Origin of the sequence: Botrimarina hoheduenensis, from assembly GCF_007859815.1 — a bacterium.
Taxonomy (GTDB): domain Bacteria; phylum Planctomycetota; class Planctomycetia; order Pirellulales; family Lacipirellulaceae; genus Botrimarina; species Botrimarina hoheduenensis.
The window spans coordinates 93,648-108,880 of sequence record NZ_SJPH01000007.1 but is presented as its reverse complement, the minus strand read 5'-3'; the positions used below and the strand labels follow the sequence as shown (position 1 = coordinate 108,880).

Sequence of the window (15,233 nt, the reverse complement as noted above, 5' to 3'; positions counted from 1 at the left end):
AGCGAACGCAATGAAGTGCCAAAAGTGCGACCGCCCCGCCACCTTTCACATCACCGACCTGGTCGATGGCAAGGCCAAAGAGGTGCACCTGTGCGAGGAGTGCGCCAAGGAGTTTCTCTCGCCGCTCGCGGCGGAAGCCGAGTCGGTCGTGCCGCAGATGGCCGGGCTGCTCGCTCAGCAATTGGCCGTGGGCCAAACGGCCGAGGAACTCGCCCGGCTCGATGAGCGTGTGTGTCCGGTGTGCGGGATCAGCTTCTTAGAGTTCCGCAAGCAGGGGCGGCTTGGCTGCCCGCACGACTACGTTCACTTTGCCAAAGAGATCGAGCCGCTGCTGGTCAACATCCATGGCGAAACCCATCACGTGGGCAAGACGCCTCGGCACAGCGGTGCGGACACCGAGCACCAGACCCAGCTCATCCGCCTGCGTCGGGAGATGAAAGAGGCGGTCGCGAAAGAAGACTACGAGCGGGCTTCGGTTCTGCGCGACGAGATCCACGCGATCGAGCAAGCCCCCCACGCNGAAACCGCCGCTCACGAGCCCCCCCCCGCCACAGACGACTAAGCCGCCAGGAAGCCCCAACAGCGCCGCCAGAAAGCCCAACAGCGCGCCGCCAGGAAGCCCCAACAGCGCTCGCCAGAAAATCGGTACGGCTGTCGCGGTCAAGCGAAGCCCGCACGCCCCCCGCCCCTCTAAAACCTCCGCCTCTCAGCCCAACAACGCACCGGATGTCTTTCGACCTCGACAACATGGCTCAGGGCTGCTGCGAGTGGCTGCGTGGCTCCGGCCCCGAGTCGGACATCGTCATCAGCAGCCGGGTGCGGCTGGCACGCAACCTTTCCGACTTCCCGTTTATCGCGCGCGCTTCGACCGCCGATCGCGAGCAGATCGAACAGATCCTGCACGAACGCTTCGAGGCGATCCGCGCCTCCGGCAAGCTGGGCGGCCAATTGCACTACGTGGACGTTGAGGAACTCCAGGACGTCGATCGGCAGTTTCTGGTCGAACGACAGCTCATCAGCCGCGAGCACGCCGAGGCCGAGGGGGCCCGCAGCGTGGTGATCGACGCCAACGAAAAATACAGCGTGATGATCAACGAGGAAGATCATCTGCGGATCCAGGTGATGCACTCCGGGCTCGACGTCGAACACGCCTGGCAGCTCATCAGCGAACTCGACGACCTGATCGAGGAGCAGGTCACCTACGCCTACAACGATCGGCTGGGCTACCTCACCGCTTGCCCCACCAACGTCGGCACCGGCGTCCGCGTGAGTGTCATGCTCCACCTGCCAGCGCTCGTCATCACGCGCCAGATCGACAAGGTCTTCCGCAGCCTGCAGAAGATCAATCTGGCGGTCCGCGGCCTGTACGGCGAGGGGTCGCAAGCCATGGGCGACTTCTATCAGATCAGCAATCAAGTGACGCTCGGCATGGGCGAGACCGAGCTGGCCAGCAAAGTGGCCGACGTTGTGCCGGTGCTACTGGACTACGAACGCCAGGCTCGCGATTTTCTCATTCGCGAGAGCCAAGAAACGCTCCACGACCGGGTGAGCCGCGCCTACGGCATCCTCCGCACCGCGCAGACCATCAGCAGCGAAGAGACGCTGCACTTGCTGTCCAGCGTGCGGATGGGGGTCAACCTGGGCCTCATCGGCGATGTGGCGATCCCGACCGTCAACAAGCTGTTCGTCCACACGCAGCCGGCCCACTTGCAGAAGCTGGCCGGCATGGAGCTGGACCAATCGGACCGCAACATCGAACGGGCCAGCTACCTGCGCCGCCACCTGAACCAGGGCGGCGCGAAGCCAGGGTCCAACTGACCGCGTCCGCTGCGATCCCGCGGAGCCGACCCAAGCCCGCCGATGAGCTCGCCTTCGATCTACACCGTCGGGTACTCGATCCACGAGTGGCCCGCTTTTGTGTCGCTGCTCCGCGGGGCCCGTATCACGGCGATCGCCGACGTGCGGTCCCATCCGGCCGCCCGTCTGCCGCAGTACCGACAAGAGAATCTGTCGCCCGGCCTGCGTGGTGAGGGGATCGCTTACGTTTGGCTGGGAAAAGAACTGGGGGCCCGCCGCGACGAGCCCGAGGCGTATCTCGACCACCGTGCCGACTACGAGCGGATCGCCCGCCTGCCCCTTTTTTTGGCGGGGATCGAGCGGCTCCAGCGGGGCGCTCGGACCCACACCATCGCCCTGATGTGTGCCGAGCGCGAACCGCTCGACTGCCATCGGGGCGTGCTGATCGCCCGCGTGCTGCAACAGCGCGGCTGGGGGGTAAAGCACCTGCTGGCCGACGGCACGGTGGAAGAGCATCGCCAGACCGAAGCCCGGCTGATCGACCGCGTGGGGATCGATCCGCTGCTCGACGCTTCCGCCGGGCGGGCCGAGCTACTCAAACGGGCGTACGACGAGTACGGGGCGGTGATGGCCTACCGGCGTGACGATTTGCGCGAGGCGCCAAACCCCGAGCCGTAGCAGCCCTCGGCGCCACTGCCCGGTTGCTTCGCTAGTGCTTGAACCGGGCACCCGACTCAGCCGGACACGCTGGATAGTGGTACACGAAGTCTAACACAGTCCAACACCGTTCGGCGTCATCCTTCCACTCTCTCATTCCGTTCACCACACCCCCGCCTCCACCAGTTGCTGCTCCGCCGCTGCGGCCCAGCCGCGGTTGGCGGCGGGGCTCGCCGGGCTGGGGTGCAGGATGCTCGTCACCCGCACCTCCGGCGGCACCACGCGCAACAAACACTTCTCGGCATACTTGCCAACACCAACGGCCCACTCGGGCCGCGTGGCGGCGATCAGCTCCGCTAGGTGCGCATCGCACGCCGCGTCGAGCGGCGCACGCTCGGCGGCGGGCAGCTTGTCAGGCGTGTGGTTGGCACCCGTTGCGGTCATGAACACCAGCGGGCAGTAGTTCGCCACGAAGTGCTCGGCGAAGAAGCTCTCGGCCGTGCCGAACCGCTCCTGAAACAGCCCCCACAAGCGGCGCCCCGAAACCTCGCTCCGCTGACAAGCGAATCCCTGGATCGGGCGATTGGGGTGCTCCTGGGGGGGGCACTTTACTTTCGCTTGACAGCCGAGCCAGTCGCGGGCGATAGCCACCTCTCCGAACGGCACGCCGGTTTGCGCCATGCCCCACGGCCCGGGGTTCATGCCCAGCAGCAGCACGCGAACCCCTGCCGGGTTCAGCCACCGCACATACTTTTCGTGCGCCGCCCGCGCGTAGCTCAACGGATTGTAAACGTGTGTCACCGGCTCCGAGAAAGTGAGCCGATCGACAGCGCGGCAAAGCCGGCGAGAAGCGGCGATCGAAGCCTGGGCAGCGTTCATGAGAGCGTCAGCTTACGCCAATCGCGACGCCGCGAGAACATCCCCCGGCCGGTTTCCGGGGGCTACTCGACCACAATCCCTTCGAGCCCCGCTTCGCTGGGCGGGATCTTGGGGTCCATCGCTTCGAGCGTTTCCCGCAGCAGCGTGCTCACCACTAGGTTGCGGTACCACTTGCGATCGCTGGGGATAATTCGCCACGGGGCCTCCGTGGTGTTGCAGCGATGAAGGGCTTCTTCGTAGGCCGCCTGGTAATCGGGCCAGCGCTTGCGCTCGGCCAGATCGCCCGTGCTGAACTTCCAGCGCTTCTCCGGATTGTCGAGCCGCGCTTGCAAGCGTTCGCGCTGTTCTTCGTAGCTGATATGCAGGAAGCACTTGACGATTGTCACGCCTCCCTCGGTCAAGAGCCGCTCGAACTCGTTGATCCGCTCGTAGCGGCTGCGCCACTCGATCTCGGGCACCAGATTGTGGACCCGCACCACCAGCACGTCTTCGTACTGCGAGCGGTTGAAGATGCCGATCTCACCGCGGCGGGGAACCGCCTTGTGGATCCGCCACAGAAAATCGTGGTCGAGCTCCTCGGAACTGGGCTGCTTGAACGACGTGATCTGGCAGCTCTGGGGGTTCAAGCCGGTCAGCGCGGTGCGGATCGTGCCGTCTTTGCCCGAGGTGTCCATCCCCTGCAGCACCAGCAGCACGGCGCGGCGGTTCTCGGCATAGAGCCGATAAGCCAGCTCACGCGAGACGAGCGTATTCTCGCGGATCCGCTCCTTGGCGGTGACCTTGTCCCACTCGCCATCCACCTTGCGGGGATCGATCTGCGAAAGCCGGATTTTTGAGCCCGGCTTGAAGGTAACGGGGCGACACATGGGGCGGATTGGGGCAAGGGGGTTCGGCACAGATGCTCCTACTCTAATTCGGCCCACGCCCGGGGCGTACCGTCTTCGTCCAACTCGACGTGGATCACGTTCGCCCGGCAACAGACCGGGCAGTCCTCAACGTATTGCTGGTGCTCGCCCTCGGTGGGGTCGATCGGCACGACGATCTCCTCGCCGCACTCGCCGCAGATGTAGGTGGCTTCGTCTTGCATAGAAACAGTTTACGCCGTGTCGCCCGTTTCGGCACGCCTCGTTCTAGCCCCTCTATTCCGCACGATCGGCCTGTTCTCCCCCTGATACCCGAGCGGTATGGCAGGGCAAGGTGGAGGTGGTGAGCTATTTTCCTAAGACGTCGCTGGCGGCGCACGTCACCCAGTTGCCCCCCATCCGATACGACTCGCAGCATCTCGAAACGCCTATGTCCGCTCCCAAGACCGCTACACTCTTTACTCCTCTCTCTACTCCGAGCCTCGTGGCCGATAAGTCGGAAGCCAGCAGCACCGCCACCATCGCGGGTTACATCGGCCAGCTCTCGACCACCATGACCGCGGCGATCGAAGAGATCAACGACGTCAATGCCAACACACAGTTGTTGGCGCTCAACGCGCGCATCGAAGCGGCTCGCGCCGGACAGGCCGGAGCCGCATTTAGCGTGGTGGCCGAAGAGATGCAGGCCTTGGGCTCCAAGACCTCGACCATCGCCACGGGACTCGCCAGCACCACACGCAAGTCGATCGATCAGTTGCTGGATTTCATCGGCAACAACATCCGCGGCACACGGCTGTCGGACCTCGCCCTGACGAATATCGATCTGGTGGATCGCAACCTGTACGAGCGCACGTGCGACGTGCGCTGGTGGGCCACCGATAGCAGCCTGGTCGATGCTCTGACTGACGGCACCCCCGAAGCAATCAAGCACGCGTCGCAGCGCATGGGAGTGATCCTGGGTGCCTATACCGTCTACTACGATCTCGTGCTGTGCGATACCCAAGGCCGCATCGTGGCCAACGGCATGCCGCAGCGCTTCGGCTCCCAAGGTCAATCCGCGGCCAACGCCAGCTGGTTCCTCGAGGCCATGCACTCCCGCAGCGGCGATGAGTATGGTTTTCAAACGGCCCACCACTCGCCACTCGTAGACGGTGAGTCGGTCCTCGTTTATTCGTGTGGCGTCCGCGAAGGCGGCAGCTCTACCGGTAAGCTGCTCGGCGCGCTGGGCATTCTCTTCAACTGGGAAGGCCTCGCGCAGACGATCGTCGAGAACGTTCCGTTGAGTCCCAAAGAGCGTGAAGCCACCCGCTGCGTTCTGTGCGACGACGCCGGCAATATCATCGCCGACTCGTGGGGCAAGCAGCTCAGCGATCGGCTCGCGTTGCCCGGACAGAAGCAGCTCTTTACGCAGCCCAAGAACTACGAGACGGTTGAACTCGACGGCCGCCCGTGGTGCGTTGCGCACGCCCAGGCACCGGGCTTTGAAACCTACTCAACCGGCTGGCACTCCGTGATCTTGCAACCGATCGAAGCCTAACGCCACGGGGTACGGCAAACGCAACCGGCCATCGGCTCATAGCGCGAACCCTTCACGAGCCGAGTCGCCCCCCCACGGGGAGCGGCTCGGCTCGTTTTCAATCGGTCGCGGTCCTTGCCCGGGAGTGCTTGCCCGACCCCGCTTGCCCGGACTCTCGTGCGCACGGGCGCTTGGCCGGCCCCGCTTGCGCGGGGGCGCTCAGTCCTCGGCCCGGCTGCCATCGCCACACATGCGGACGATCTTGGGATCAAACCGGGCCAGCACCTCAACCAGGTCGGTCTGGGCCGCCATGACCGCGTGGATGTCTTTGTAAACACCCGGTGTTTCGTCGGCTCCGGCCGACAGCACCTCGATTCCCGCGTCGGCCAGCCGCCGCTGTTCCGCGGCAAAGCGAAACCGATCCCGCGCAGCCCGGCGACTCATCCGGCGCCCGGCACCGTGCGCCGCCGAGGCGAGGCTCGCGGCGACCCCCTTGCCCCGCACCACGAACGCGGGCGAGCCCATCGAGCCGGGAATCACGCCCAGCACGCCCGCCGCCGCCGGAGTCGCCCCCTTGCGGTGCACAACCACCTCACGCGAGCCGGCCCCCTCCAGATCGTGCGTCTCCTTCCAAGCGAAGTTGTGATGGTTCTCGACCCCCGCCACCACGTGGGCCCCCAACCGCTTGGTCACCAGCCGATGGATGACGGCGTGATTGGCCGCCGCGTAGTCGCCCATTAGATTCATCGCGGCCCAGTAGGCTTGCCCCTCTTCGCTGTCGAGCGACAACCACGCCAAGCGGCCAAGGTCGGCGTAGCCCGCGGGCAGCAAGCGCTGCGCGATCTGGCTGTAAGTGGCACAAACCGCGGCACCCACGCCCCGGCTGCCGCTGTGGCTCAAGAGCGCGGTGTAGCGCCCCGCGTCGAGCCCGAGCGATTCGTCACGCCGCGCAAGGATCAGCTCACCGAACTCGACAAAGTGGTTGCCCGAACCGCTCGTGCCCAACTGTTTCCAAGCCGTGTCGCGTTTCTCGCGCGTGATGCGCGTTACGGACCAGTCGGCATCGAGCACCGCGTGCTGCTGCTTCGGATGATGCTCCACCCCCACGCCGAACCGCGTGCCCCCCAAGAGGGCCTCTTTGAAATGCGAACGCCGGGTCGTCAGCGTCTCGGCCGGTAGGTCGAGTACCGACAGCTTCATCCGGCACGCGATGTCCACACCAACCGCGTAGGGGATCACCGTGTTCGCGCACGCCAGCACGCCGCCGATCGGCAAGCCATAGCCGACATGCGCGTCGGGCATCAGCGCAGCGCCGACCGCCGCCGGAACACGACACGCGTCGGCCATCTGCCGATGAGCGGCCCGATCGATCGCGTCGGCGGGGCTCGTCGCTTCCCAAACGCGGTAGGCGATCGGCTCGCGCTGCGGCAGATCGTTCAGAGCCACTAAGGACTGGGCAAACTCTCCCCACAGCTGGTCCTGGCTGTAGTCGTGCGGCGTGGCCAGCACCGCGGCGACCTGCTCCCGCAGCGCACCGCCCCGGACGCCACCGCCGGCGTTGACCGCCCGGCCCACACCGCGCAGCGCCACCGCGACAACCGCCGCCGGCACGCCGAGTTTCTCAAGTTGCTTGCGGTTCATAACGCTCGCTGTTGATCCAAATCTTGGCGGGTAAGTCTCTCGCCGTTACCGACCGGGCTGAGGGGAAAGGGGTTCGGCTAAGGCGGCCCTGTGCCTGGTAAAAAAGCTTTCTGGCACCGCCCCCCATCTTGCAGCCCGTGCGCAGCAGCATCATCCCGCCTGGAGCAGCGCCAGCCAGCCCGGAGCGAGCGTGTCAAGAAGAATGCTAGCGCGAACCTCCGAGCCGAAAAATCGGTCTAAGAGATCGCCTGAATAAGAATCTTTCGGAGATTTCGCTGCTGCGTCATCCCCGAACGCCGATTAAAATACAGGCAGAGATAGTGTCGTGCGAACGCAGCACGACGGACGATTCGGCCTCCCGTGACGTGTCTCTGGCATCGGGTCGCGGCCGGCCATCACTCGCAAGAAAGGAGGTGGTACGTTGTTCGACTGTACTGATGGTAGCCAGCTAGGTGGTCAAATCTGACGACCGGCGGGTCGCTTCAGGCGGCCACCACCTCGGCTTCGCCCAATACCTGAGACTCTCCTTCAGAGAAATCAGGAGCCCGGCGAAGCCACGCTACGACGACCCGGCCCCGTCGCTGACGGGGCCGGGTTCTTTTTTTTGCGCGGCTCGACTTGGCTTCGCCAAGATCTTGCTCGCGGGGGGCTTTTGCACGGCTCGACTTGGCTTCGCCAAGATCTTGCTCGCGGGGGGCTTTTGCACGGCTCGACTTGGCTTCGCCAAGATCTTGCTCGCGGAGAGCTTTTGCACGGCTCGACTTGGCTTCGCCAAGATCTTGCTCGCGGGGGGCTTTTGCACGGCTCGACTTGGCTTCGCCAAGATCTTGCTCGCGGGGAGCTTTTGCACGGCTCGACTTGGCTTCGCCAAGATCTTGCTCGCGGGGGGCTTTTGCGCGGCTCGACTTGGCTTCGCCAAGATCTTGCTCGCGGGGGGCTTTTGCACGGCTCGACTTGGCTTCGCCAAGATCTTGCTCGCGGGGGGGCCTCGCGGGGTGGGGCGTCGAAGCGATCCCAGCGCGCATCCCAGAATCCCCCTCACACGCTTGCGGGGGAGGGGTTAGGGGAGGGGGCTGACCCCGCGTACCCACCTCGCCATCTAATCGTTCCCCCCCCGGGGCTTCCGCAACCCGCCCCTCGCTCGTTCAGATAGCGGCCATGAACGATCCTGAACTCGAAGCCGCGCTCGACGCGCAGCAGACGCTCGTAGAAAGCTCGCTGCCGCTGGTGCGCGAGGTTTTTCTGCAAGCCCAGCGCGACCGAGTCGCCCACCCGCTGGTGGTGCTGATCGACTGCGAAGACGAACTCGGCGGCGATGTGGCCCGAGGCTGGCTCGGCGACGAAACGGTCAACGACGCCATCGCGCTACAGCACGCGGAGCAGGTTGCCGCCCGCGAGAACGAGGCTGCGGACGAACCAGAGCACGATGAGGATCACGACGAGCCGGCCACAACGGTCTACGCCCACGGCATCGCCTGGAGCGAAGCGCGCGGCGTGCTGAGCGCGGCCTTTCCGTACTTGGAACCGATTCTCGATATGAAGCCCGCGCCGGAGGGAATCCTGGTGATCAGCATCACCGCCGGCGGCGCCTCAGCGCTAACCGCCCCGCTGAGCGATGAGTGAAGCGGAACGAGCAACTGCCCACCATTTATAGCCTACAGGTATTACCCTGACTCTCCAAGAAGCGGCTAGCACAGGCCGTCAGCCGCGTGTGGGTTTGTCAGCCGGATCAGCTTGGCCCGGCTGATTGTCCGTGCTAGGTTGAAAAGCTGTTGTTGGCTTCTCCGACGAGGAAACCCAGCAAAGGGGTCCCCTTATCGCAAACCCTAATAAGGAAATCGCACTATGTCACGTTACAAAGGTGCGATCGCGCTCGTGGCTTCGGTTCTTGCGGTGACCACATTGGCTCTGGCCCAACAGCAGCCTAAGCCTGAAGAAGAAACTATCGGCTCGCTGTTAGGTGAACGTGAGCGCGTGTTAAACACACTCGTCAATATCGCCCGGATTGAATAGGAGGATGGAATGACCTCACTCGATCAATTGATCGCCGCTGAAAGAAGGCTGCTCGAAGCCAAGCTGGAATCGACCGTGTCGCGCGATGATCGCATTGAGATTCTGAAGTCGCAACTAGATCTCTCGCAGAAGTTAGAGAGTCATTTGGCGGAACTTGCCGATATAGGTGACGTGCCAGATAAAGAATTGCTGACGGCGAAAGTCAGCCGAATGAACGCCCATCTTGAACTGTTGAGGGAGAAGCAGGCGCAATAGCCTTAACGGTGCCGATAAACGGCCGAATGGGCTTGTCGCCAACAGCTACGCCGTCGCCTGCCGACTGTCACCGCTATTCGGGGACAGGTAAACCAAACACCCTCAGCGAACAAGTCTTGTCGTTCGAGAGCGTGATCGGAACCAGAACGGCCACTCAACCCCGTCTATTAGGTGCCGCGTAGCTAACTGCGACATCATCTCCCGCATGAGCTCGCTCCTCGACGAATATGAGGCTGGGCTTATACGCCCTGGCCTGCCCCGATGACATTGAGCGAACGATGCTTTTTCTTATGGAGGCACTTGAAGCCTTGCCCTACCAAAAGATTAAAGAATCCGATCACTTGTGTTACCGATTAGTAACCGCGCACATGTTCGTGGGCGAAGAGGAATTCATCGGTGAGGAAGATACCGCGAAAGTCTTGGCAGACTTTCGTATATTTCTCGCTTCGCTGCTGTCCAGCGGTTCTGGATAATCCGCCGCTGGAGCGGACTGCGACGGCGGCATGATTTGCCTGCTATTCGACGCCGCAACCGGCACGCACCGTCAGCCGCGAGCGGCTTTGCCAGCCGGTAAGTTTAGCGATAGGCCTCGCTCCACTCGCACCGCCTTACGATCAATTCTGCCACGATTGCACGAGGGTGCCCCACACCTTACCCGGCGTGCGGTGGTAGGGGCGCGGGTTCGTTAGCGAGAGCCGCATCGCGGCCGGGTGGGCATCAACCCCGCGGAAGACGCCGTCGTTGGCCGCCGCGATCGCTTGCAGCTTCGCGACATCCTCCGGCGCGTGGTTGCCCATGCCGATCGTGTGGATCGTGAAGTCCCACGCATGCGGGTCGGTCAGCTTGCTCATCACAAACTGGCTGTGAATCTCGCCATCGGAAAGCAGATAAACCACCTGCGGCTTCACCGCCGCGGCCAGCTCCACGGCGTCGAGCAAGCGGCCGCCGATGCACATTTCGACCGTCCCCAACCAGCGCGACAGCCGGTCTTGGTTCTGCCGCGTCGCGGGGAGCAGCTCGTTCACGGGCTCGGGATAAAACATCGGGTAGGCCTGATCGCTGAACAGCACCACATAGAACGATTGGCTGTGCGAGAGGCGTTTGATCGCGTTGTCGAGTTCGGCGAGCGTGGTTTCGAGCCGGCCGCGCTGCATGCTGCCCGAGTTATCAACGACAAACGCCACGCGGTCAGCAACCGCCTCCGAGCCAAAGAATCGCACGCCCCCCGCCGACCGATCGTTGCCCGGCGGCGAGGACGCACGCTGGGAGCTCGCCGCTTCGTTCTTGCCCTCAGCGGGTCCCACTTCCTGGAGCAGGCCCGTCGAAGCGGTGGCCAGCAGGTCGCCGAGATCGGTGACCGCCACCCGCTCCAACGGCAGGGCACTCGCTAGCGGCTCGGACAGCGAGACGAGCTCGACCGATGTTTCGACGGCTTCCGCGTCGTGCGGTATCTCGGCCGTGAACTCGGCGAGCGCCTGCTCGTCGGCGACGGCTTCCCACGCGGGCTCGGCGGCGTTCAGCGTCGCGGTCAGTACGAAGGGGGGCTCGCGCCAGGCGGCAAAGCTCAGCAGCGCCAACGCCAGCAGCAACCCCACGTGTGCGGTCAAACTCAGCGCCCAGGGGGGACGCCGACTCAACCAATCGCGCCACGCCGCCACGGTGCCCTGCGCGAGCCGATTGCGAAGACGAATCGCTTCGCGCGGCGGCGGCGACGAAGGCGGTGAAGAAGGCGGAGATGACGGAGATCCCTTCGCAACCGCAGGCTGCGCATGGCGACGGACACGAGCGGGCCGAACGGCGGCCCCCCCGTCGGCAGCCGGGACGCGACGGCTTGGCCGTACCGCGGGCGGCGCTGAGGGTTCCGTCGACGTGCGTTTCCGGCGGAGCGCCGCTTGCGATGCTGAAGCGGACGGACCTGTGTGAGCGGCCGGCGGTAGCGGTGCAACCGCTCGCGGTTCGGGTGGGCTGGGGGCCGTGGCTTTCCCCGCCGTGGCTTTTCGCGCGGTGGCTTTCGCGGCAGGGCTCTTCGGTGCTGTGGCCGGTAAGGTTGTGGCTGCCGGAGTTTCGGCTACCGGCGTCTTGGCTCCCTGAGCCGTGGTCCGCTCGATAGCGCGCACAATCCGCAGGGCTTCGGCCTGCTCGCCCGCGGCGACCAACCGTGCGACTTCCGCGCGCTTCATCCGCCACGCTGCCTCGGTCAGCCGGGCTTCGCGGCGCGCTTGCGCCAGTCTTTCTTCGAGCGACTCGGTTCGCGGGGCTGCTTCGCTCGGGATCACATGGGCCATGGTGACACGCGCGGTGAGGGGGGTGAGGCGGCTGCCGGGAACGCCGTCGCTCCCGACACCTGCTCTGCTCCGCACGCACCCTAATCACCAGCGCTGGGGCGTGCCCGCGCGAGGCGGCCCCGCCGGTGACACCTGTCTGTCACCCTGCCGCGGCCAGACGACGCAACGTCATGTCGATCCGGGCCAAGCTGCGCTGCTGACCCAGGATTTCCAGGGTCTCGAACATCCCGAAGCCAACGGCCTGACCGGTGACCGCCACCCGCAGCGCGTGAATAATCTGGCCGATCGCGATCCCTTGGCTCTCGACGAAGGACTTGAGCAGCGTCTCCAACGAAGCCGCGTCGAAGGGGGACGCTTCGGCGAGCGTGTCGCGAAACTTGGCGAGCAGCGGTGCGGCATCGGCCGGCTTCACGAGCCGCTTTTCCCACGCCTTGCTGTCGTAGACCACTTCGTCGTCGGGCACGAACAGATAGTCGTAGTCGAGGATGTCGCCGTAGGTGCGGATCCGATCGCCCGCCGCGGCCACGATCTTGCCAACAGTTTGCGCCGCGTCACACGGTGGCGGGTCGGACAGCATTCCGGCGCGCTTGAGCACCTCGACACACCGCGCTGTCTTCTGCTTGGCGGGCACGAGCTGCATGGACCGCTCTTGAAAATTCAACAGCTTGGCCGGATCGAAGCTAGCCGGTGCCTTGTTGACCCGCTCCAGCGAAAAGCTCTCGATCATCTCTGCACGGGTGAAATCCTCGCGCGAGTCATCAAACGACCAGCCGAGCAGCAGCAGGTAGTTGAGCACGGCCTCGGGCAGAAAGCCGGTCTGCTCGTAGAAGTCGACGATCACCGGATTGAACGTCTCGGCAGCGGCCTCAATCCCAAGCCGCTGGGCGATCCGCGCCCCGTACTCGTTGAGCGACGCGAAGTCGCGGTTCTTGAGGTACTTATCGAGCTTGCGTTTGCTCAGCTTGTTCTTGCTGCCCGGCTCCGCGACGTAAGGCAGATGGGCGAACTGCAGGGGGCGGTAGCCGAGCGACGCGGCGATGAACACCTGGCGGGGCGTGTTGCTGAGGTGCTCTTCCGCGCGGATCACGTGCGTGATCGCCATGGCTTCGTCATCGACCACGGTAGCAAGGTGGTAGATCGGCGAGCCGTCGGCGCGCTGGATCACATGGTCTTGCTCGCGGGCCCAGTCGAAGCGGACCTCGCCCCGGACCAGGTCGTTCAGGACAAGGGTCCCCGCGCGAGGCATCTTCAAGCGGACGACCGACGTCCGCCCTTCGGCAAGGTAGCGCTGCGCCTCGGCTTCGGTTTCGGCGGCGAAGCGCCGGCTCGCGACAAACGGCTCGCCCGCCGCTTGAGCCGCGTCGCGTTCGGCTTGCGACTCGTCGGGTTTTGAAAAATCTCGGTAGGCGTGCCCGCTGGCGAGCAACCGCTCGACCGCGGCGGCGTAGAGATCGTTTCTTTGCGACTGATAGTAGGGCCCCGCGTCGCCGCGCGAACGCTTACCGGGCCCGGGCTCGGGGCCCTCGTCCCAGTCCAGGCCGAGCCACTCAAAGCCGTGCAGGATCGGTTCGAGGGCCGCCTCCACATTGCGCTGCTCGTCGGTGTCGTCCACACGCAGCAGGAACTGGCCGCCGTGCTGGCGCGCGAACAGCCAATTGAAGAGCGCTGTGCGAACCCCGCCAATGTGCAGGAAGCCCGTAGGACTGGGGGCAAAACGCGTACGAACCGACATAGTTGAAGCCGCCAGCGAAAAACGACAGACGATGAACCGCCCAGCCCGCGTCCGTTTGGCCCGGGTCATCGGGAAGACTGTGGGGCAACCGCGCGGGGGTGCGACTCAAGCTAGCCGGTGCGGCAGCCCTGCGGAACCAGCCGAGGAACCAGGGCCGGTGGCGGCACCGATCAAGCGGCGTCGCGCGCCTTCAGTTTGCGAAGCCGCTTCCGCTCGGCCTTGCTCATGCGGCCCGGCCGTTCGTCGTCTTCGTACTGATCCGCGTAATTGTCGGCTCCGTCGGTCCAGACCGTCGGTTTGGCGACGGGCTCGGTAGCCTGCACTGCAGTTCGACTGGCGTGACGCTCCTTCTTGCGTTGCGACTCACCCGGAGCCGGCTCCTCGGACGGTGTCTTGGCCTCTGGCTCGACGGGCGCGGTGACGGCCAGCCGGGGCGACTCGGCGGGTTTCGCGCGTTTGACGGGAGGTGCGGCTTTGCCCTCGGCTTCGGCAACAATCTGGCGGCTCACCAGCAGCAAGGCCAGCAGCACCAGCATCGGTCCGGCCACAACACAGGCGGGGCCGAAGATGGCTGAGGGCACGCCGGGGAGCACCCCTGCTAGCGCGCGGTCGATAAGACCGGCTTCGGTGATCCAGCCCAGGGCGAGTATCGCCCAAGCCACCCCGCCGACGGCGACTCCGGCGCGACTGGCCCGCGAGTCGGCAAGCAGACGCAGCCCCAGCAGGCCCAGCACCGGCCCGCCCAGCGCCAGCCACCAAAAGGCGTTCGCCGCTAGCGGCGAGAAGCCACTCGTATCAGCGAACCACCCCGCCAAAAACCGATGGGCATGGGTAGCCGCGTTGAAGCTGAGAATGAGCGCCGCGCAGGCACCGATCAGCCACCATCGATAAGCGCCGCTCACGTCGTCCATCCGCTGCCGACGCAAGCCAAACAGCATCAAGGCGGTGGCGGCGATCACCATCCACACAACACTCGTTACCCAGCCGGCAATCGATCCCACTCCGTCGAGCATCATCAGTCGCCCGCCGGGAATGCCGGCAGCCGAGACCGCCAAGCCATACGCATCGATCGCGACCAAACCGGCGAGCGTGATTGCCGCACCGAGGCTGAGTCCTGCCAGCAGGCTCCAGGCTCGGGGGGCCACGCCGGTGGCAATCGCCAGGCTCACGCTATCGTCGCGAAAGGCGTAGCGGGCGCGTGAAGGAGATTGATCCTCGGCCGAACTAACCGGGGTAACCGGGTTAACGGAGCCGTCTTGAAGCAAACGGCGGCGACGGCCATCACGGGCAGAAGTCATAGCGACGCGATCCCTCGCGAACAACGATTAAACCAGGGTTGAAGCCGAAACGCCGCGTTTCCGCACCGCATCCTTGCGGGACAGACCCTCGCGTCGAGAACTAAGTCGGCTAACAGATGTAGTTCGGCACCCGTCGCGGGTTGGCCTGAGCCGATCCGACCGACAGCAGCGCTAGCAACGGACCGACTGTAAGGATTAGGAGGCCTGTGGCGGGAGTGGTTCTCGCCGCCCCCGCAGGCGAAGCGCGTGCGGCGCCGCGCATGACCTAGGGTTTGATAACTCCCAGCCCCTTAGCTG

15 protein-coding genes are annotated in these 15,233 nt (G+C 64.9%); 7 read left to right on the top strand and 8 right to left on the bottom strand.

Going from position 1 to position 15,233, the window contains the following annotated elements:
- Nucleotides 1-10: 10 nt before the first annotated feature.
- The 3 genes from Pla111_RS13915 to Pla111_RS13905 all read left to right on the top strand — a co-directional run bounded on the left by Pla111_RS13915 (nucleotide 11) and on the right by Pla111_RS13905 (nucleotide 2,475).
- The gene (locus tag Pla111_RS13915; protein WP_146575055.1) at nucleotides 11-562 is read left to right on the top strand and encodes a UvrB/UvrC motif-containing protein; all 552 of its coding nucleotides are present in this window, start codon (nucleotides 11-13) and stop codon (nucleotides 560-562) included.
- Between the two features lie 164 nt (nucleotides 563-726).
- Nucleotides 727-1,818 (top strand): protein arginine kinase, encoded by a 1,092-nt coding sequence (locus Pla111_RS13910; RefSeq protein WP_146575054.1) that lies wholly within the window; start codon nucleotides 727-729, stop codon nucleotides 1,816-1,818.
- Nucleotides 1,819-1,860: 42 nt separating this feature from the next.
- Nucleotides 1,861-2,475 (top strand): DUF488 domain-containing protein, encoded by a 615-nt coding sequence (locus Pla111_RS13905; protein ID WP_146575053.1) that lies wholly within the window; start codon nucleotides 1,861-1,863, stop codon nucleotides 2,473-2,475.
- A 141-nt stretch (nucleotides 2,476-2,616) separates the two neighbouring features.
- Here Pla111_RS13905 and Pla111_RS13900 read toward each other — a convergent pair whose 3' ends face one another.
- From Pla111_RS13900 to Pla111_RS13890, 3 genes are all read right to left on the bottom strand, one after another.
- A complete protein-coding gene (locus Pla111_RS13900) occupies nucleotides 2,617-3,333 on the bottom strand; it encodes a uracil-DNA glycosylase family protein (protein WP_146575052.1) in 717 nt (238 codons plus the stop codon).
- Between the two features lie 62 nt (nucleotides 3,334-3,395).
- The gene (locus Pla111_RS13895; RefSeq protein ID WP_146575051.1) at nucleotides 3,396-4,199 is read right to left on the bottom strand and encodes a polyphosphate kinase 2 family protein; all 804 of its coding nucleotides are present in this window, start codon (nucleotides 4,197-4,199) and stop codon (nucleotides 3,396-3,398) included.
- A gap of 38 nt (nucleotides 4,200-4,237) precedes the next feature.
- Nucleotides 4,238-4,420: a CPXCG motif-containing cysteine-rich protein gene (locus tag Pla111_RS13890; protein WP_146575050.1), complete on the bottom strand. Its 183-nt coding sequence runs from the start codon at nucleotides 4,418-4,420 to the stop codon at nucleotides 4,238-4,240.
- 206 nt (nucleotides 4,421-4,626) lie between these two features.
- Between Pla111_RS13890 and Pla111_RS17585 the strand changes: the two genes are divergently transcribed.
- Nucleotides 4,627-5,733, top strand: a complete 1,107-nt coding sequence (locus Pla111_RS17585; RefSeq protein ID WP_146575049.1) for a methyl-accepting chemotaxis protein — start codon at nucleotides 4,627-4,629, stop codon at nucleotides 5,731-5,733.
- Between the two features lie 198 nt (nucleotides 5,734-5,931).
- Here Pla111_RS17585 and Pla111_RS13880 read toward each other — a convergent pair whose 3' ends face one another.
- The gene (locus tag Pla111_RS13880) at nucleotides 5,932-7,353 is read right to left on the bottom strand and encodes an RtcB family protein (protein ID WP_146575048.1); all 1,422 of its coding nucleotides are present in this window, start codon (nucleotides 7,351-7,353) and stop codon (nucleotides 5,932-5,934) included.
- A gap of 482 nt (nucleotides 7,354-7,835) precedes the next feature.
- On the bottom strand, nucleotides 7,836-8,378 hold the full coding sequence (locus tag Pla111_RS13875; RefSeq protein WP_146575047.1) for a hypothetical protein: 543 nt from the start codon (nucleotides 8,376-8,378) through the stop codon (nucleotides 7,836-7,838).
- A 133-nt stretch (nucleotides 8,379-8,511) separates the two neighbouring features.
- Here Pla111_RS13875 and Pla111_RS13870 point away from each other — a divergent pair, with 133 nt between their 5' ends.
- The 3 genes from Pla111_RS13870 (at nucleotide 8,512) to Pla111_RS13865 (ending at nucleotide 9,621) form a co-directional block, all read left to right on the top strand.
- Entirely contained in the window at nucleotides 8,512-8,976 is a 465-nt protein-coding gene (locus Pla111_RS13870; RefSeq protein WP_146575046.1) for a hypothetical protein, read from the top strand.
- A 222-nt stretch (nucleotides 8,977-9,198) separates the two neighbouring features.
- Complete coding sequence (locus tag Pla111_RS17315; RefSeq protein WP_197525039.1) at nucleotides 9,199-9,366, top strand: hypothetical protein; 168 nt, start codon at nucleotides 9,199-9,201, stop codon at nucleotides 9,364-9,366.
- Nucleotides 9,367-9,375: 9 nt separating this feature from the next.
- Entirely contained in the window at nucleotides 9,376-9,621 is a 246-nt protein-coding gene (locus tag Pla111_RS13865; RefSeq protein WP_146575045.1) for a hypothetical protein, read from the top strand.
- A gap of 614 nt (nucleotides 9,622-10,235) precedes the next feature.
- Here the strand turns inward: Pla111_RS13865 and Pla111_RS13855 are convergent.
- The 3 genes from Pla111_RS13855 to Pla111_RS13845 all read right to left on the bottom strand — a co-directional run bounded on the left by Pla111_RS13855 (nucleotide 10,236) and on the right by Pla111_RS13845 (nucleotide 14,936).
- Nucleotides 10,236-11,906 (bottom strand): VWA domain-containing protein, encoded by a 1,671-nt coding sequence (locus tag Pla111_RS13855; protein WP_146575043.1) that lies wholly within the window; start codon nucleotides 11,904-11,906, stop codon nucleotides 10,236-10,238.
- A gap of 139 nt (nucleotides 11,907-12,045) precedes the next feature.
- Nucleotides 12,046-13,638 carry a glutamate--tRNA ligase gene (gene gltX / locus Pla111_RS13850; protein ID WP_146575104.1) on the bottom strand — a complete coding sequence of 531 codons (1,593 nt, stop codon included), beginning with the start codon at nucleotides 13,636-13,638 and terminating at the stop codon, nucleotides 12,046-12,048.
- 170 nt (nucleotides 13,639-13,808) lie between these two features.
- Nucleotides 13,809-14,936 (bottom strand): hypothetical protein, encoded by a 1,128-nt coding sequence (locus Pla111_RS13845; protein WP_146575042.1) that lies wholly within the window; start codon nucleotides 14,934-14,936, stop codon nucleotides 13,809-13,811.
- Nucleotides 14,937-15,233: the final 297 nt, after the last annotated feature.